Source organism: Zophobihabitans entericus (genome assembly GCF_011745665.1).
In the GTDB taxonomy this organism is placed as follows: domain Bacteria; phylum Pseudomonadota; class Gammaproteobacteria; order Enterobacterales; family Orbaceae; genus Zophobihabitans; species Zophobihabitans entericus.
Genome location: NZ_CP050253.1, coordinates 2,481,606 through 2,504,375, shown reverse-complemented (window position 1 = coordinate 2,504,375; position 22,770 = coordinate 2,481,606). Strand labels below are relative to the sequence as shown.

Genomic DNA, 22,770 nt, shown 5'->3' with positions numbered 1-22,770 from the left:
TAGCCCATGCTGCTCGGCTGGTAAACCTTGAGTAAATGAGAATAGACAGGGAAATGTGATGAATATTCATTCTGTTAGCACTGCCGTCGTAAAAAAGAGTAAAACTGTTGGTTTTGGTCTTTTTTCAATTATAACCGCAAAAATAGCGATTTTCCTGTCGTTTATTTTCCTTACTATGGGGGCTTCCAGCCCTGTATATGCGTTAAATACCACAATTGTACAGAGTCCTGTAGCATTTGATTGTAAAACACTATATGCAAGTAGTAATGGTACGGGGACGTCCGGTTCTGTGTATTCAGTCGATTTAAATACTGGTGCCGCAACACGTTTATATTATCCAACCAGTGGTACTGGATATACTGCTGACCCAGTCTCAACAATTGCTCTTGGTCGTCCTGGTGGTAAAAATAGTGGTAACTCGTTAACCATGTATCATTGGTCTTGGGCAGCAGGTTGGAAGTTAACTCAAATTGCAGAGGGTGAAACTGAAATAGTTGAATCCCCTTATAACCAACCAGCACCAGGAAGCAGTGCGTATAATTACTGGTCAGGTGGTGAAGTTAACCAAAAAACAGGTGAGATCTACTTTACCTCAGGGGAAGATGCTCAATTTCGTAATAATTTTCGTATTCTCATTTTTAATCCACAAACAGGTGCCGCTATTAATAGTGGTCTAATCCTACCAAAAACACCTACAGATTCTACTGATGTTAGTAACTCTTATATTGCATCTGATATGGCGATTGATGCTGATGGTAATGCCTATGTATTAGTGGGTAGCAGTTCTCCTCGTTGGTTAGTAAGGGTGATCCCTGGTGGTAATGGCTCTGGTTGGGTATATAACAAAGTCAGACAAATTACTGGTATTCCTACGACTTCTGATATGTGGGGAATGGCATTTGTTGATGGTAAATTATATGTAAGTACAACTGCTTCAACTAACCTTTATCGTGTTGATGTATTAACAGGTGTGGCAACTGTTGTTGGCACATCTGGTACCACGGGTATCACTGGTAATATTTTTGATTTAGCATCGTGTCAAACAGCACCAGTTATTAAAGGTAAAGTTTATAATGATACTGCTGCTACTGGTGCTATAACGGGTAGTGAAGAAGGGATTTCTAATATCAATGTTGAAATCTGGAAAGAAGAAGGCGGTACTCCAGTTTATAAAGCAAGTGTTCAGACAGATGGATCTGGTGAATATAGTTATATTGTCGATTCTACAAATGCCACTTATTACATTCGCTTAGTTCAACCAACTATCAGTTCTAATAATGCCATGCAAACTTGGGCAAGTGCTGGTGGTACTTTAAACCCTGTTACAGCATATTGTTCTAATGGTGTAAATAATTTCCTTGAAATATCAAGTTCCGGGGTTTGTTATGGTGCTAAGGGATCTGCTGGTTATGATCAAAATAGCACATCTATTAATTTACTCACTGATGGCCAATTTGTTTCAAAAATTGTGATGACCAGCGATGATGAAGTTGCTGATGCTAGCTTTGGTTTGACGACAGTTCGTAACTATGGTGATGCACCAAATACTTTTGGAACATTAGATGCAAGTAATGGCGCTGCTCATGTTAACGGTCCTAATGGACAATTATATTTAGGTAATTCTGTTTCTATTCAAAGTGATGGTCAGCCAACAACTAGTGCTGATTCAGTCAGCTCTCATGATGGTGTTTTTGTCATTATTGATGGTGCTGAAGTTCCATTACAAGATGCCGAATTACTGGCGAATGAATCTTATACATTTAAAGTTATTGTGAATGGTACGGCTAAAACTCGTGGTTATTTAAATGCATGGATTGGCTGGAATGCATCAGGTGCAACAACAACCTTTACGACACAAATGGCATCAGATTTACAAGATAGCGATGGTGATGGCGTAATTACATTTAACTATACTATTCCTTCTGTTGCTTCAATGGGATATACACCATTTTATACTCGTTTCCGTATCAGCTCTACTCAGAGTTTAAATGCGACAGGTATGCCACAACCAACAACTACAAATGGTTCAGTACCATGGGTTGTTGATGGTGAGGTAGAAGATTATCGCTCATTTGTTGCTGCCGGTTTTCTCGAATTGTCCGCAAAATCTGTGGGTGGTGTTGAAACATTTACCTATGCAATGACTAATATTGGTAATACTAATGGTTCAACTAATTCTGAATCATTAACGACTGTTTCTGAAAATACGGTAGTTGAACAATCAGCAACGTCAATACATGCTTTTGATTCTGTTGGGGTACCTGTTGTTATTACACAAACATTACCAACAGGGTGGACAACAATTGGTGCAGTTTGTACGGATGGTTCTGCAACACTATCGACAACACTAAATGGCAATATTTTAGAAATCCCGGCAACAGATATTATTGAGGGTAAAAATATTTCCTGTGAATTTGAAAATGGTAAGTTACCTACTTTACAGTTAGATAAATCAGTTGTCGCTCGTTACAATGCAGCAGATCAATTTACTGTTCAAATCACTGACGGTACAACAACAAGCACCGGAACCACAACGGGAACAGCAACCTCTGCAACAACAGGCGTTGTAAGTGCTGTAGCAGCTACGGATTATACTCTTGATGAATCAATGGCTTCTGGAAGTGTAAGTACCTTGAATCGCTATAGTACGCTTCTTCAGTGTACTAATACTTATACAAACAGTTCTACAACATTGCCATCAGGTAATGGGCAATCATTTACCGTTACACCTAGCTATGGTGACGTTATTGCCTGTATTTTAACTAACTCAGTCATTACCCCAGATCCATCTAAATCAACGATTACTGCAGATCCGTTAAGTATCACGGCTGACGGTACGACTGAATCAACAATTACTGTTCAATTAAAAGATACAAATGGTAATAATTTAACTATTGGTGGTGATACTGTTGCAATTACTGTTGATGGCACTGCTGTAGGGACGCCAGATGCGACAGTTGTAGATAATAATGATGGTACATATTCCATTAAAACGAAATCAACTACAACGGGTGCTGATAAGTTCGTATATACCGTAAATACGGTGACAGGTGCAGGAGATGTGACTGTCACTTATGTTGCGGGTGCCGCTGATCCAACAACTTCAACTATTGTGGCTGATCCTACAAATGTTGTGGCGGATGGTACGACAGCATCAACGGTAACTGTTCAGCTAAAAGATGCTGAGGGCAATAACCTGACGACTGGTGGTGATGACGTTACTATTACTGTAGATGGTACTCCAGTTGGTACTGCGACAGCTGTTCAGGATAATGGGGATGGTACTTATAGTCTGACAACAACATCAACAGTGACTGGTGCGGATAAATTTATTTATACGGTTAATACGGTTACAGGTACTGGTGATGCGACAGTCACTTATGAAACGGGTGTCGCTTATGCAGGACAATCAACTATTGTTGCTGACCCTGTTAGTATTACCGCAGATGGTACAACAATTTCAACAATTACTGTTCAGCTAAAAGATGAACAGGGTAATAATTTAACTGTTGGTGGTGATGACGTAGAGATCACTATTGATGGTACGCCAGTTGGTACTGTAACAACAGTACAGGACAATGGTGATGGTACATATAGTCTGACCACAAAATCCAGCGTCACAGGTGTGGATAAATTTGTGTATACCGTAAATACAGTTACTGGTAATGGTGATGCCACAGTGACTTATGTTGCTGGAGCAGCTGAACCAACGACGTCAACTATTGTAGCCGCTCCAACTAGTATTACAGCTGATGGTACAACAGCATCAACAATTACAGTACAACTAAAAGATGCTCAGGGTAATAACCTGACGACTGGTGGTGATGACGTGACCATCACTGTAGATGGTACGCCAGTGGGTAGTGCAACGGCAGTACAAGATAATGGTAATGGTACGTATACTATTACAACAACCTCAACGGTAACGGGTGCAGACAAGTTTGTATATACCGTAAATACAGTCACTGGTAACGGTGATGCAACTGTGACCTATGTGGCCGGCGCTGCAGATGCAACAACTTCGACAATTGTAGCTAATCCAACCAGTATTACGGCAGATGGTTCAACAGAATCTATCGTGACAGTTCAATTAAAAGATGCCCAAGGCAATAATTTAACAACTGGTGGAGATACAGTCCTTATTACGACAAATGCTACACCTGTAGGGACTGTTACAACGATTGAAGATAATCTTGATGGTACTTATACCATTAAAACGAAATCAACAGTAACAGGTACAGATACATTTATTTATAGTGTAAATGGCGATACAGGTAATGGGGATGCTTCCGTCACGTATACCCCAGGTGTGGCAGATGCAAGCACATCAACCATTGTAGCCGCTCCAACTAGTATTACAGCTGATGGTACAACAGCATCAACAATTACAGTACAACTAAAAGATACTCAGGGTAATAACCTGACGACTGGTGGTGATGACGTGACCATCACTGTAGATGGTACGCCAGTGGGTAGTGCAACGGCAGTACAAGATAATGGTAATGGTACGTATACTATTACAACAACCTCAACGGTAACGGGTGCAGACAAGTTTGTATATACCGTAAATACAGTCACTGGTAACGGTGATGCAACTGTGACCTATGTGGCCGGCGCTGCAGACGCAACAACTTCGACAATTGTAGCTAATCCAACCAGTATTACGGCAGATGGTACAACCATTTCAACTGTTACAGTACAGTTGAAAGATGCTCAGGGTAATAACCTGACGGCTGGTGGTGATGACGTGACTATCACTGTAGATGGTACGCCAGTAGGTAGTACAACGGCAGTACAAGATAATGGCAATGGTACATATACTCTAACTACCAAATCAACAGTAACTGGCATTGACAAGTTTGTGTATACCGTGAATACAGTCACTGGTAACGGCGATGCAACGGTAACTTATATTCCGGGTGCAGCAGATGCAAGCACTTCAACTATTGTAGCAAACCCAACTAGTATTACCGCAGATGGTGTGGCTTCCTCAACAGTGACTGTTCAGTTAAAAGATGCACAAGGTAACAATTTAACTGCTGGCGGTGATGACGTGACCATCACTGTAGATGGTACACCAGTGGGGAGCGCAACGTCAGTACAAGATAACGGTAATGGTACGTATACCATTACAACAACATCAACGGTGACCGGTGTAGATAAGTTTGTGTATACCGTGAATACAGTCACTGGTAATGGCAATGCAACCGTGACTTATGTCCCGGGGGCGGCAGATGCAACGACTTCAACTATCTCTGCTAATCCAACCAGTATTACGGCAGATGGGATAACTATTTCGACTGTTACAGTACAGTTGAAAGATGGTCAGGGTAATAACTTAACAGGTGGTACTGATACAGTAGAAATTACTGCTCAAGGTACTGTGATTGGTACCCCAGAAACAACTGTAACCAATAATGGTAATGGTACTTACTCAATTACCACCAAATCAACGGTCACAGGTACAGATACATTTGGTTTCACTGTTAATACAGTAACCGGTACATCAACAGCATCTGTAACTTATACGGCGGGAGCTGCTGATGCTGCAATGTCCACGATTTCGGCTAATCCGTCAAGTATCGTTGCTGATGGAGTAACTATTTCAACGGTAACTGTTCAGCTAAAAGATCAGTTTGGTAATAATCTGATCGCTGGTGGCGATACAGTCACTATTTACGTTAATGGTGCAGAAACAGGTCAGCCAGATACAACAGTCGTAGATAATGGAAATGGTACTTATAGTATTACGACTAAATCAACTGTTGCAGGAACAGATGATTTTATTTTTACTGTTAATGGTGATAATGGCGGTGATACGACAACTGTTACCTATTTACCAGGTGCTGCAGATGCGACTAAATCATTAATTTCAGCCAATCCGACCAGCATTACTGCAGATGGGGTAACAATCTCAACGGTAACCGTTCAGCTGCGCGACCAATTTAATAATAATTTAATTACAGGCGGAGATACTGTAGATATTACTGTTTCTGGTACCCCAATTGGTACTCAAACAGCGGTTCAGGACAATAATAATGGTAAGTATACTATAACAACTAAATCAACAGTTACAGGTACTGATGTCTTTGAATATACAGTAAATTCTGATATGGGTAATGGTACTGCATCTGTTACTTATCTTCCTGGTGCGGCAGATCCTACTCAATCAATTATTACCGCGGATCCTGTTTCTATTGAAGCCAATGGTGTGACCTTATCGACAGTCACTGTACAACTACGTGACCAATTTGGTAATAACCTGACTACAAGTCCAAATACAGTTGTGATTTCTGTGCCTGCTGGCGCTATTGGTAATGTGTCAACGACGGTAAATAATAATGATGGTACTTATCGTGTAACAACAAGTTCAACCACAACAGGAACAGATACTTTTGCATATACTGTAGATGGGACTCAGGGTAATGGCAATGCAACAGTGACTTATATAAGTGGCGGTGCAGATCCAACTCAGTCAGTGATTTCAGCTAATCCAGCAACAATTGTTGCAGATAATACTGAAACTTCAACCGTGACTGTACAACTAAGAGACCAATATGGTAATAACTTAACTATTGGTGGCGATACTGTCACAATTACTGTCAACGGTACACCTGTAGGTACAGCTGATACAACAGCAATTGACAATGGTAATGGTACTTACAGCATTACAACTAAATCAACAGCTGTTGGTACAGATACTTTTGTTTATACTGTAAATAGTGTGACAGGTAATGGTTCAACAACTGTGACTTATGTTGCAGGCACAGCTGATGCATCTCAATCAGCCATTTCAGCTAACCCTTCCACAATTACGGCGGACAATACAGCAACATCAACTGTTACCGTTCAGCTAAAAGACCAATATGGTAATAGTTTAACAACAGGTGGAGATACTGTCACAATTACCGTCAACGGTACACCTGTAGGTACGGCAGATACAACAGTAATTGACAATGGTAATGGTACTTACAGCATTACGACTAAATCAACAGCTGTTGGTGTGGATACTTTTGAATATACTGTAAATAGTGTTGCAGGTAATGGCACTACAACTGTGACTTATGTTGCAGGGGCAGCTGACCCAACACAATCTGTAATTAGTGCAAACCCAACTTCAATTACGGCAAATGGTTCAAACTCTTCAACAATTACTGTTCAATTAAAAGACCAATATGGAAATGAGTTAACGGTAGGTGGTGATACTGTTTTAATTAGTGTGAACGGTACTCCAATTGGGACATTATCAAACACAGCAGATAGAGCAAATGGCACATATACTGCAACAGTGACTTCAACTGTAACGGGTACTGATGTCTTTGAATATACTGTAAATAGTGTTGTGGGTAATGGTACAGCATCTGTAACTTATGTGCATGGTTTAGCAGATGCAACTCAATCAATTATTTCAGCAAATCCAACTACAATTGCCGCAGATGGTGTTGCCATTTCAACGGTGACAGTACAAGTCAGAGATAGTTATGGTAATAATCTGACAATTGGTGGTGATACTGTTACGATTGAGGCTATTGCGCCGATTATTGGTACCCCAGATACCACTGTGCTCGATAATGGTGATGGTACTTATAAAATTACAACTAAATCGACAGCTGCTGGTTTAGATAATTTTGGCTACACTGTTAATGGTGTCTCTGGTAGTGGTTTAGCAACAGTAAACTATGAAATTGGTGCGCCAGATGCTAGCCAATCTTTAATTTCTGCGAGTCCAACTAGTATTACTGCTGATGGTGTGACTATATCAACAGTGACTGTTCAATTAAGAGACTCAAATGGTAATGATTTAATTAATGGTGGTGATACTGTAACAATTACAGTGAATGGCACTGCAATTGGTTCGCCAGATACTACCGTTCAAGACCATTTTAATGGTACTTATACTATTACTACTAAATCAACAGTCACTGGTACGGATACATTTGATTACACCGTAAATGGAGATATTGGTAATGGTACTGCGGATGTAACTTATGTTGCCGGTCCAGCAGATCCAACACAATCATCAATTATTGCCTATCCAACAACTATTCTTGCTGATGGTGCAACAATTTCAAGTGTTGGTGTTCAGTTAAGAGACCAATTCGGTAATAATTTAACGACAGGTGGAGATACAGTAAATATTACTGTTCAAGGTGGTACAGCAATTGGTTTACCTGACGCAGTAACTCTGGATAACCATGATGGTACGTATTTTATTACGACTAAATCCACTGTGACAGGGACAGATGTCTTTGAATATACTGTTAATGGTTCACTTGGCAATGGTACAGCGTCTGTCACTTATGTTGTTGGCGTTGCTGACCCGAGTAAGTCAACAATTGTAGCAAGTCCGACTACTATCACAGCTGATGGTACAACCATCTCGACAGTGACTGTTCAACTAAAAGATATTCATGGTAATAACCTGACAGCAGGTGGTGATACAGTGACTATTCCTGTTCAAGGTACAGCTGTAGGGACACCTGAAACCACTGTAAATGATAATGGTGATGGTACTTATTCGATTACAACAAAATCAACAGTTGTTGGTACAGATACATTTGAATATACCGTAAATGGTGTACTTGGTAATGGTAATGTTTCTGTTATTTATGTTGTAGGTGCAGCGGATCCGAATACTTCAACGATTACCGCCAATCCAACAGACATTTTTGCTGATGGGTCAACAATCTCTACAATTACAGTGCAATTAAAAGATGCACAAGGTAATAATCTGACAACAGGTGGTGATTCGGTATCATTCTTTATTAATGGTACGCAAATTGGTAATCCAAATTTCACTGTTCAGGATCACGGTAATGGTTCTTACACAATTACGACAAAGTCTACAGTAACAGGTACAGATAATTTTGGTTTCTCTGTAAATGGTGTGAATAGTCCTAATAACGCTGATGTTAATTACATTACCGATGCTGCTGACCCTAATCAATCTATTATTACGGCTAGCCCAACTGAAATTTTGGCCAATGGCTCAGCAACTTCAACAATTACTGTTCAATTACGAGATCAGTATGGTAATAACTTAACGACAGGTGGTGATACTGTTGTCATTTTTGTTAATGGCTCTCAAGTCGGTAATCCAGATTTTACAGTGCAGGATCATGGTGACGGTACTTATACCATTACGACTAAATCTACTGTAACAGGGACTGATAACTTTGGTTTCTCTGTAAATGGTGTGAATAGTCCTAATAATGCTGATGTTAATTATGTTACTGATGCTCCAGATGCAACCACATCAACAATTATTGCCAACCCAACGAGCATTACCGCCGATGGTGTAACAATCTCAACCATTACTGTTCAGTTGAAAGATGCGAACAATAATAATGTCACTGATGGCCATGCTACAGTTACCATTTTTGTTAATGGTACTGCAATAGGGACACCAGATGGTACAGTTGTGAACCATAATGATGGAACCTATACAATTACTACTAAATCAACCGTTGTTGGTAGTGATAACTTTGGTTTTACGGTGAATAATGCAACTGGAGCAAATACCGCAACAGTGACTTATGTTGTTGGTGCTGCGGATGCAACCACTTCAACTATTGAGGTATTCCCAACCAGTATTATTGCTGATGGGGTTGAAGAAGCAACAATTACTGTCCGTCTGAAAGATGCGCAAGGTAACAGCTTAACGACAGGTGGTGACACTGTTACGATTATCCCTCAAGGTACAGCGATAGGTACACCAAATTTAACCGTTCAGGATAACGGTGATGGCTCATATTCTATTACAACGACATCAACAGTAACGGGTAGTGATATCTTTGGTTATACCGTAAATGGTGCAACAGGTAGTGGTACTGCGACTGTTGCTTACCTGGTTGGTGTAGCAGATCCAAATACTTCAACGATTGCAGCCAATCCAACAAGTATTACGGCTGATGGTTCAACACGCTCAACAATTACTGTACAGTTGAAAGATGCTCAAGGTAACGATATTACTGTCGGCGGTGATGCGGTACAAATTACTGTCAATGGTACCGCAATAGGTTTACCTGACAGTACAACTATTGATAATGGTGATGGTACGTATTCTATTACTACCAGATCAATTGTTACAGGCACAGATACGTTTGGTTTTAGTGTTAATAGTACTACTTCAAGCAATACCGCAAGTGTAATTTATACTTCTGGTATTGCTGTTGGTGATAAGTCACTCATTTCAGCTACGCCAACCTCAATAGTTGCGGATAATACTGAAACATCAACCATTACTGTACAGTTAAGAGATATTAATAGTAATAATCTGACCACAGGTGGTGATCTTGTAACTATTTATGTAAACGGTACTGCGATTGGTACTCCGGATTCTACTGTTCAAGATAATAATGACGGTACGTATTCAATTACAACCAAATCAACAGTTACAGGTACAGATGTATTTGAATATACAGTAAATATTGCTCAGGGTGCAGGTAGTGCTTCAGTCACTTATTTACCAGGTGCTGCTGTAGCAAGTCAGTCAACAATTGTTGCGGCGCCAGATAGTATTACTGCTGATAATATTGTTACGTCAACAGTGACAGTCCAATTAAAAGATATATACGGTAATAATCTGATTACCGGTGGTGATACTGTGACAATTGCAACTATTAGTACTGCAATAGGTACGCCAGATACAACGGTGGTGGATCAAAATAATGGTACTTATACAATTACCACAAAATCAATAACAGCAGGTACTGATACATTTGGATTTACAGTTAATTCTGTTGCTGGTACTGCGACTGACTCTGTAACTTATACTTCAGGTCCGGCTGACCCATCCAAATCTGAGATTGTTGCTAATCCAACCAGCATTACTGCTGATGGTGTTACATCTTCAACAGTAACAGTGACATTAAAAGACCAATATGGTAATAGACTCACTACTGGCCATGATAGTGTTGAGATTTTTGTTGATGGAACACCAGTGGGTTCTCAATCAGCAATACTTGATCATTTGAATGGTACTTATACAATCACAACAACATCAACAGTGACTGGTACAGATACATTTGGTTTTACTGTCTATGATTTACCGGGTAATGGTACCGCTTCTGTAACTTATACTGTTGGTGCAGCCGATGCGTCACAATCTTTAATTTCTGCAACGCCAGCTAGTATTGTTGCAGATAATATTGAAACATCAACAATTACAGTTCAGTTAAGAGACCAATATGGTAATAACCTAACTACAGGTGGTAATACTGTCACTATTATTACTAATGGTACTGCGTTAGGGACTCCAGATACAACAGTGGTTGATCATGGTGATGGTACTTACTCAATTACAACCAAATCTACCAAAACTGGTACAGATAACTTTATCTATACAGTAGATGGTATAAATGGTACAGGCACTGCTCCAGTAACATATTTACCAGGAACTGCAGTAGCTGGACAATCTGTGATTAGCGCTAGTCCAACAAGTATTGTTGCGAATAATACAACGACATCGACAGTAAGAGTTCAGTTAAGAGACCAATATGGGAATAATTTAATTACTGGTGGCGATACTGTAACAATTACTGTACAAGGTACGGCAATAGGTACGCCAGAAACGACTGTTCAAGATCATGGTAATGGTACTTATACAATTACTACAAAATCGACAACAGTAGGCACAGATACTTTTGAATATACTGTGAATTCTGATGCAGGTAATGGTACAGCAAATGTAACTTATACACCGGGAGTGGCAGATCCAAGCCAATCAATTATTACGGCAAATCCTGTTTCGATTACTGCAAATGGTACTACAGTATCAACAGTGACAGTACAGCTAAGAGACCAATATGGCAATGACCTTGTTACTGGTGGTAATACCGTATTAATTAGTATTGATGGTACAGCGATTGGTAGTTTGTCTCATACAATTGACCGAGCAGATGGTACATATATTGCAACAGTAACTTCAACTGTAACAGGTGTGGATACTTTCAAATATACCGTAGATTCTGTGGCTGGGAATGGTACAACGACAGTGACTTATGTACCAGGTATTGCGGATGCGACTCAGTCTACGATTGTCGCGAGCCCGACAACAATTATTGCTGACAATATTGAATACTCAACAATCACTGTGAAACTATATGATGCTTACAATAATGCATTAGTTTCAGGCGGTGATAATGTGACTATCACAACCTCAAATACGACAATAGGTACACCTGATGCAACTGTAACAGATCATGGTGATGGTACTTATACAATCATTACCAAATCGACAGTAGCAGGTACAGACACCTTTGTATATACGGTAAATACTGCAACAGGTAATGGTAATGCACCAGTTACTTATACAGCAGGTCCAGCTGATCCGGGTACGTCAACAATTACAGCAAATCCTACAAGTATTCTTGCGGATGGTTCGACAACATCGACAATAACAGTTCGTCTGAAAGACCAATATGGTAATAACTTACCTACAGGTGGGGATAGCGTCACTATTTTTGTCAATGGTACTGCGATTGGTATACCAGAGACGATTGTTATCGACCATAACAATGGTACTTATAGTATTAATACAAAATCGACAGTAACAGGTACTGATATCTTCAACTTTACTGTTAACGGTGCAGCAGGGGCGGCAACTGCAAGTGTAACTTATACACCAGGTGTGGCTGATATAACAACTTCAACCATTAATGCTAATCCTGTCAGTATCACGGCTGATGGTGTGACTATTTCGACCATTACGGTACAACTAAAAGACGTGAACGGTAATAACCTAACAACGGGTACTGATATTGTAGAAATTACTGTTAATGGAACTGCGGTTGGTACACCGGATGCGACTACTGTAAATAATGGTGATGGTACTTATACTATTACCACTAAATCAACAGTGGCAGGTACAGATACCTTCGGCTTTACTCTCAATACGGTTACAAGTTCGGCAACTGCTTCTGTTACATATTTACCAGGAGCAGCTAATGCCACTGTATCAACGATCGTGGCAAATCCGACCAGTATCACGGCAGATGGGGTAATGCTGTCAACGATTACCGTGCAGTTAAAAGACCAGTTTGGTAATAATTTAACAGGCGGAACAGATACGGTGACGATCACGGCACAAGGTACTGCTGTGGGGACACCGGAGACAACAGTCACGAATAATGGTAATGGCACTTACTCAATTACCACCAAATCCACAGTCACAGGGACTGATACGTTTGGTTTTACCGTGAATGGTGCTGCGGGAACAGGCACGGCGACTGTGACTTATACAGCCGGTGCTGCGGACGGTACCACGTCAACCATTGTGGCAGATCCGACCAGTATCACGGCGGATGGGGTGACGATCTCCACCATTACCGTGCAGCTGAAAGATGCGCAGGGCAATAACTTAGTGGCGGGTGGCGATACGGTGACGATCACGGCACAAGGTACTGCGGTCGGGACGCCGGATACCACGGTGACTGATGTAGGTAACGGAACGTATACGATCACCACCAAATCCACAGTCACAGGGACTGATACGTTTGGTTTTACCGTGAATGGTACTGCGGGAACAGGCACGGCGACTGTGACTTATCTGGTTGGTGCCGCGGATGGCACCACGTCAACCATTGTGGCAGATCCAACCAGTATCACGGCAGATGGGGTGACGATCTCCACCATTACCGTGCAGCTGAAAGATGCGCAGGGCAATAACTTAGTGGCGGGTGGCGATACGGTGACGATCACGGCACAAGGTACTGCGGTCGGGACACCAGATACCACGGTGACTGATGTAGGTAACGGAACGTATACAATTACCACCAAATCCACAGTCACAGGAACAGATACGTTTGGCTTTATGGTCAATTCAGTGTCGGGTACTGCGACGGCCACTGTCACCTATACAGCCGGTACGGCGGAGGCAACCACGTCAACAATTGTGGCAAATCCGACCAGTATCACGGCAGATGGGGTAATGCTGTCAACGATTACCGTGCAGTTAAAAGACCAGTTTGGTAATAATTTAACAGGCGGAACAGATACGGTGACGATCACGGCACAAGGTACTGCTGTGGGGACGCCGGAAACAACAGTCACGAATAATGGTGATGGTACTTACTCAATTACCACCAAATCGACAGTCACAGGGACTGATACGTTTGGTTTTACCGTGAATGGTGCTGCGGGAACAGGCACGGCGACTGTGACTTATACAGCCGGTGCTGCGGACGGTACCACGTCAACCATTGTGGCAGATCCAACCAGTATCACGGCAGATGGGGTGACGATCTCCACCATTACCGTGCAGCTGAAAGACGCACAGGGCAATAACTTAGTGGCGGGTGGCGATACGGTGACGATCACGGCACAAGGTACTGCGGTCGGGACGCCGGATACCACGGTGACTGATGTAGGTAACGGAACGTATACGATCACCACCAAATCCACAGTCACAGGGACAGATACGTTTGGCTTTACGGTCAATTCAGTGCCGGGTACTGCAACGGCCACTGTGACCTATACAGCCGGCACGGCGGAGGCAACCACGTCAACAATCGTGGCAAATCCAGCCAGTATCACGGCGGATGGGGTAATGCTGTCAACGATTACCGTGCAGTTAAAAGACCAGTTTGGTAATAATTTAACAGGCGGAACAGATACGGTGACGATCACGGCACAAGGTACTGCTGTGGGGACGCCGGAAACAACAGTCACGAATAATGGTGATGGTACTTACTCAATTACCACCAAATCGACAGTCACAGGGACTGATACCTTCGGCTTTACCGTGAATGGTGCTGCGGGAACAGGCACGGCGACTGTGACCTATACAGCCGGTGCTGCGGACGGTACCACGTCAACCATTGTGGCAGATCCAACCAGTATCACGGCGGATGGGGTGACGATCTCCACCATTTCCGTGCAGCTGAAAGATACGCAGGGCAATAACTTAGTGGCGGGTGGCGATACGGTGACGATCACGGCACAAGGTACTGCGGTCGGGACACCGGATACCACGGTGACTGATGTAGGTAACGGAACGTATACGATCACCACCAAATCCACAGTGACAGGGACTGATACGTTTGGTTTTACCGTGAATGGTACTGCGGGAACAGGCACGGCGACTGTCACCTATACAGCCGGTGCTGCGGATATCACCACGTCAACCATTGTGGCAGATCCAACCAGTATCACGGCAGATGGGGTGACAATCTCCACCATTACCGTGCAGCTGAAAGACGCACAGGGCAATAACTTAGTGGCGGGTGGCGATACGGTGACGATCACGGCACAAGGTACTGCCGTGGGGACGCCGGATACCACGGTGATTGATGTAGGTAACGGAACGTATACAATTACCACCAAATCCACGGTGACAGGGACAGATACGTTTGGCTTTACGGTCAATTCAGTGCCGGGTACTGCGACGGCCACTGTCACCTATACAGCCGGCACGGCGGAGGCAACCACGTCAACCATTGTGGCAAATCCGGCCAGTATCACGGCGGATGGGGTAATGCTGTCAACGATTACCGTGCAGTTAAAAGACCAGTTTGGTAATAATTTAACAGGCGGAACGGATACGGTGACGATCACGGCACAAGGTACTGCTGTGGGGACGCCGGAAACAACAGTCACGAATAATGGTGATGGTACTTACTCAATTACCACCAAATCCACAATCACAGGGACTGATACCTTCGGCTTTACCGTGAATGGTGCTGCGGGAACAGGCACGGCGACTGTGACCTATACAGCCGGTGCTGCGGACGGTACCACGTCAACCATTGTGGCAGATCCAACCAGTATCACGGCAGATGGGGTGACGATCTCCACCATTACCGTGCAGCTGAAAGACGCACAGGGCAATAACCTGACAGCAGGTGGCGATACGGTGACGATCACGGCACAAGGTACTGCGGTCGGGACACCGGATACCACGGTGACTGATGTAGGTAACGGAACGTATACGATCACCACCAAATCCACAGTCACAGGGACTGATACCTTCGGCTTTACGGTTAATTCAGTGTCGGGTACTGCAACGGCGACTGTCACCTATACAGCCGGTGCTGCGGATGGCACCACGTCAACCATTGTGGCAAATCCGGCCAGCATCACAGCAGATGGGGTGACGATCTCCACCATTACCGTGCAGCTGAAAGACGCACAGGGCAATAACTTAGTGGCGGGTGGCGATACGGTGACGATCACGGCACAAGGTACTGCCGTGGGGACGCCGGATACCACGGTGACTGATGTAGGTAACGGAACGTATACGATCACCACCAAATCCACAGTCACAGGGACTGATACCTTCGGCTTTACTGTAAATGGTGTAACTGGTAGCACAACAGCGGCTGTTACTTATATTGCCGGTGCTGCAGACGGTACCACGTCAACCATTGTGGCAGATCCAACCAGTATCACGGCAGATGGGGTGACGATTTCCACCATTACCGTGCAGCTGAAAGACGCACAGGGCAATAACTTAGTGGCGGGTGGCGATACGGTGACGATCACGGCACAAGGTACTGCGGTCGGGACACCGGATACCACGGTGACTGATGTAGGTAACGGAACGTATACGATCACCACTAAATCCACAGTCACAGGGACAGATACGTTTGGCTTTACCGTGAATGGTGCTGCGGGAACGGGCACGGCGACTGTCACCTATACAGCCGGTGCCGCGGACGGCACCACGTCAACCATTGTGGCAGATCCAACCAGTATCACGGCGGATGGGGTGACAATCTCCACCATTACCGTGCAGCTGAAAGACGCACAGGGCAATAACTTAGTGGCGGGTGGCGATACGGTGACGATCACGGCACAAGGTACTGCGGTCGGGATACCGGATACCACGGTGACTGATGTAGGTAACGGAACGTATACGATCACCACCAAATCCACAGTCACAGGGACTGATACCTTCGGCTTTACTGTAAATGGTGTAACTGGTAGCACAACAGCGACTGTTACTTATATTGCAGGTGCTGCGGATATCACCACATCAACAATTGTGGCAAGCCCAACCAGCATCACGGCGGATGGGGTAACGATTTCCACCATTACCGTGCAGCTGAAAGATGCACAGGGTAATAACCTAACAACAGGTTCTGATACCGTAACTATTTCTGTACAAGGAACTGCGGTTGGTACACCTGATACAACAGTCATTAATAATGGTGATGGAACTTATACGATTACCACTAAATCGACAGTAACAGGTACAGATACGTTTGGATTCACTATTAATGGTACCGATGGAGTAGCAACAGCAACTGTGACATATACGGCAGGTGCGGCAGATGCTTCAACATCAACTATTACTGCTGTTCCGACAAATATTGTTGCCAATGGTTCAATGACTTCAACTATCACCGTTCAGTTGAAAGATGCTCAAGGTAACAACCTGACAACAGGTGGTAACACGGTGACAATTCCTGTTCAGGGAGTGACTGTAGGTAATCCAGATACTACTGTGGTTGATAATGGTGATGGTACTTATTCAATCACCACCAAATCAACTGTGGCAGGTTCAGATACCTTTGGCTTTACTGTTGATGCAGTAGCAGGAGCCACGACAGCAACGGTGACTTATGAACCAGGTGTGGTTGATCCGGGTAATTCACTTATTACAGCAAATCCGACAACGATTACTGCTGATGGTGTAGATGTTTCAATTATCACAGTACAGTTAAGAGATGCTAATGGTAATAACTTAACTGATGGTTCAAATGTTGTTGAAATGCAATTGCTTTCACATAATGGTCTTGGCCAATTAACGAATCTAGTCAATAACAATGATGGTAGTTATACCATGGAGTTAAGATCAACTCGTGTTGGTTTTGATAATATTGCCTTTACGGTGAATAATGTATTGAGTTCGCAACGTGCACAAGTTACTTATGTGGTTGGACCTGCAGATGCCAATATGTCTATTATCACTGCAAATCCGACAACGATTACAGCTGATGGTATAACTATCTCAACTGTTACCGTACAACTACTTGATGCAACAGGTAACTACATAACAACGGGTGGCGATAGTGTTGCTATTACTGTCAATGGGACAGCAATTGGTACTCCGGATGCTTCAACTGTTGATAATGGCGATGGTACTTACTCAATTACCACTAAATCAACCAATGTAGGTACAGATGTATTTGGTTATACAGTCAATAGTGCTGCATCAATTAATACTGCATCAGTCACTTACGAAGACAATGCATCATTACGTATCACATTGAAGCCTTCTGCAAATGAAGTCAAGATTGGTGATCTGGTTCGTTATACTGCACGTATTGAAAATGTAGGGTCATCAAATGCGAATAACTTTACCGTTATTAATTCATTACCGGATGGATTCTCATACGTCAATGATTCTGTCACAACTACATCATCAGATACGTTGATAGTGGCTGGTACAGGTCCATTAAGCGTAGGTGGATTAAATCTAAATGCAGGTAGTGAATTAACGATTACTTTCATTCTACGAGTCGGTGCAGGGGTGAGTGCAGGAACTTATACCACAACAGCTGAAGCCTTCTCTTCGATTTCTAGTAAATCGATCTCAAATCGAGCTTCAGCAGATGTGGTGGTCACTGATAAGGATCCACTAATCGATGAAAGTTTAATCTTTGGTACTGTTTACCATGACCGAAATGGCAACCGTGTACAAGATAAAGGTGAACCAGGTATTCCAGGTGTGAAAATTATCAGCGTGGAAGGCCTAATTATAGAGACTGACCAATATGGACGCTACCATTTAGAAGGAATTTCTGGTGGTAAATGGAGTCATGGCAGAAACTTTATCTTGAAGGTTGATCCGGCATCCCTGCCGACAGGGGCGGAATTCACCACTAATAATCCATTAGTGAGAAGAATTACTCCGGGCTTACCAGTACGTTTTGATTTTGGTGTGAAATTCCAGGAAGAGTCAATACTGGAAGTGAGCGATAAGCTATTTACATCCGGAGCTGCAGCGATTAATCCTCAGCATCAGTCAACAATTGCTGATATGGCAAAAGCGATTGAGGAGAATCAGATTAGTGAAGTAATCATCATTACAAAAGTGAATAGTACGCTTGCAACACAAAGAGCAGAAACACTGAAAAATGAGTTAAGTAAATTCATGAGTGATTCAAAATCGTTAGTTGTGACATCAAGTGCAGCTAGCCAAGACAATTCAGCTTCTCCAGCGAAAGGAGAACAATAATGAAAACGTTATTTAAAAACAAAATGAAAACACGCATGAAATTACTGGATTACACTTTACTGTCAATCTTAGCCGGTTTTACAGTCTCTGCGTCCGCGCAAGAGACTGTAAATGACGAGGCATTATTTAAAGTGCGTCCAAAGTCGGAAATGACTAACCAGGAACTTGGCCCAATTGCTGGCGAAGCCAAAGGTGGGGGTAAATTTGCGATTACATTACCAAATGGTGGTATGGTTTGGGCTTCAGAAGACTCAAACGTTGGACAAGCAGAATTATCTATCTCTGCACCGTCTTACATCGCCTTTAGCAATGGACGTATTACTAAACCAATACAGTTTTATGTGCGTTCTAATTACTCTGCGTTTGTTGATCACTATGAATTATCTATTTATCGTGGTAAAGACACCGATTTAGTTGAACCGATTGTGGTTTTACCTTTAGAAGTTAAATCTGTTTCTTCATTGGACTGGAACGGAGAATTACCAAGTAAGTATAATTTCCGGGTTGATGATGAACTTATCTATGTTCTCAGAGCTTATAACAGTAGTGGTAACTTTGACGAGACATACGCAAAAACAATTAAATTAGTCACACCAGAAGAAGATGAACGTGGTAATGTTGCGCTTAGCGATACGGCTTCTCGAATTAAAGGCCAGTCAATGACTAAAGAGGAAGCGCTGGCGGAAAGTTTAATTAATGATGTTATTGGTTCTAATAATCTTTATCAGCAAAATATTCCAATTTATGGTTCGCGTGTGCGTATTCAGGGTAACCGTATTCCTGAAGGCAGTTTGCTTATTAATGGAGAATCATATCCTGTTGATTTAGATAGAAAATTCTCAGCGTCTTTCTTATTACCTGTTGGTGAGCACAGATTTGATATCGAAGTACAGAATAAGAATGGTGACCCTGTTGAGAAAACACTGGATGTCAATGTTACTGGTTCTTCATTCTTCTTAGTAGGTCTTGCTGATGTCACGATGTATCAGAATAAAGCCAGTGGTAAAGGGGAAACTCTCGCAACCCAAGGTGATAAAGACTTGCTAACAGATGGTCGTTTAGCGTTTTATATGAAAACTAAAATCGATGGCAAATATACAGTAACGGCACAAGCTGATACAACTGAACGTGAGATTGAACACTTATTTAGTGGATTTGGTAAAGCGTATCCAGATGATCTTTTCCGTAGCTTAGACCCTGATATGTATTATCCAACTTATGGTGATGATTCAAATGTTTACCGTGATGTAGATACACAAGGTCGTTTCTATGCACGTGTAGACTGGGATAAGAGTCAAGCGTTATGGGGTAACTATAATACAGGTATCTCAGGAACTGAATATGGTCGCTATACTCGTTCTCTTTATGGTGCAGCATTAAACTGGCGCTCACAAGATAACAATAAATGGGGTGAAGCAAAAACTCAATTAAGAGCATTTGGTTCAGAAGCTCAAAGTGCACCAGGTCATACTGAATTCTTAGGAACTGGTGGTAGTTTGTACTACTTAAAACACGCTAACATTTTATCAGGCTCAGATAAAGTTCAGTTAGAAGTCCGTGACAAATTAACCGGCAGAACAGAAGCAATCGTTAGCCTTGTTCGTGGCGTAGATTATGAGATTGATGCAACTCAAGGTCGTATTATCTTAACTAAACCGCTGACTCAGTTAACACTTGATAATCTGCCAAGTATTACTCACGACCGTCCGATTAATGGTTACGAGCAACGTTTAATCGCCGACTATGAATATATTCCATCAGGCTTTGAAACTGACTCAATTACTGTTGGTGCCAGAGGTAAACAGTGGATAGGTGATCATATTGGCGTCGGTGTAACTTACGTTGATGAAAACCAGTCTGGTAATGACTACACGATGAAAGGTGCAGACGTTACACTTAAAGCCGGTAATGGTACTTATTTGAAGGCAGAATATACCAAAACTGAATCAACAGGCGTACCGATCTTCTTCTCTGATAATGGTGGTTTAAGTTTTGCGAAATTAAATACCGATAATACTGACCGGTCAGGTAATGCGAAAGCGATCGATGGTCGTGTAAACTTCCAGGAACTGGGTGTTGTTGATTTCAACTTAAACGCCGGAGCATGGTGGCATAAAGTTAGTGATGGTTACTCTACAAGTAGCAGCGACACAGGTCAGGAAATTACTGAATACGGTGCGGAAGCCTCTGCTGAACCAATTGATGGTTTAAGTTTCTATACACGTCATACTAAAGCTGAGCGTGGTGAAAGTAGTTATACACAAACACAACTTACCAGTGAATATCGTCTGACTGATGTGACGACAGTGACTGGTGAAGTTCGTCGGGTACAAACTAAAACAGCAAGTGAAGATGCAACAGGTACACTTGGTGCAGTCCGCTATAGCTGGAAAATGACTCCTGCACTTGAGCTATATGGTACAGGTCAGTTAACACTAAGTAACGATGGTGGTAATTACGAAAATAATGATGCGGTGACGGCTGGTTTCAAATATCTATATGGTGATTTATCATCAATTGGGCTTGAAGGAACAACCGGTTCACGTGGTTATGGTGCTTTATTATCTGCAGAACATCGTATCAGTTCTGATCATACAGTATATGGTAACTACTCTTTGGCAAATACGCGTTCAGATTATGATTCTGTGTTTAACTCAAATCAAAATCGTGGCTGGACGGTTGGTCAACGCTGGCGCTTAACTGATCGTTTAAATATGTTCAATGAAACCCAAAACCTGAAAGATACCGATGGTTCTACAGGTGTGGCAAATACTGTTGGTATGGACTATTTGTTTGATGGTGGCTGGAGTTCAAGTATCACTGTTCAGGATGGTAAGCTTGATAGCGTGAATGGCGGCACAATCCACCGTTCTGCTGTGAGTGTAAGTGCAAGTCGTACTACTGAAGATATGGACTGGTCGACTAAGATCGAGCTACGTCGTGATGTTGGTGCAGAACACCGCAGACAATGGGTAACAACTAACCGTTTATCCATGAAGCTTGATGAAAGCTGGCGTATTTCAGCAAGATTAAATCTGTCTGAGACTAAAGATTATGAATCTCGTTATGATGGCGCAAGATTTGTTGAAAGTGGACTTGGTTTTGCATGGCGTCCAGTTGATAGCGATAAATGGGCTCTATTTGGTCGTTATAGCTACATCTATAATATGTCATCTTCTGAACAAGAAAATAATGCTGATTATTATGATCAACGTTCACATATTTTCTCTCTTGAAGGTGTACACAAATATAACGCGGACTGGGAATTTGCAGCAAAACTTGCTCAGCGTGAAGGTGAAGTTCGCTTTGGTCGTAACAGTGGTCAATGGTTTGATTCACAAACAACATTTGGGGCAGTACAGGCTCGTTATGATCTGATCGACCAATGGCACGTTATGGGCGAATACCGCGTGTTAAAAGTAAAAGACGATGGGGTGAAACAAGGTTGGTTAGTTGGTGTTGACCGTGATATCACCAGTAACTTAAGAATTGGTATTGGTTATAACTTCACTGACTTTAGTGATGATTTATCCAAGTTCGACTATAAATATAAAGGCTTCTTTATTAATATGGTTGGTTATTACTAA

2 protein-coding genes are annotated in these 22,770 nt (G+C 42.5%); both read left to right on the top strand.

From position 1 onward, the window contains the following. Positions 1 to 58: 58 nt before the first annotated feature. A complete protein-coding gene (locus IPMB12_RS11325) occupies positions 59 to 19,183 on the top strand; it encodes an invasin domain 3-containing protein (protein WP_166917524.1) in 19,125 nt (6,374 codons plus the stop codon). Further along, complete coding sequence (locus tag IPMB12_RS11320) at positions 19,183 to 22,770, top strand: TonB-dependent receptor (RefSeq protein WP_166917523.1); 3,588 nt, start codon at positions 19,183 to 19,185, stop codon at positions 22,768 to 22,770. The genes IPMB12_RS11325 and IPMB12_RS11320 overlap by 1 nt, the downstream gene beginning before the upstream one ends.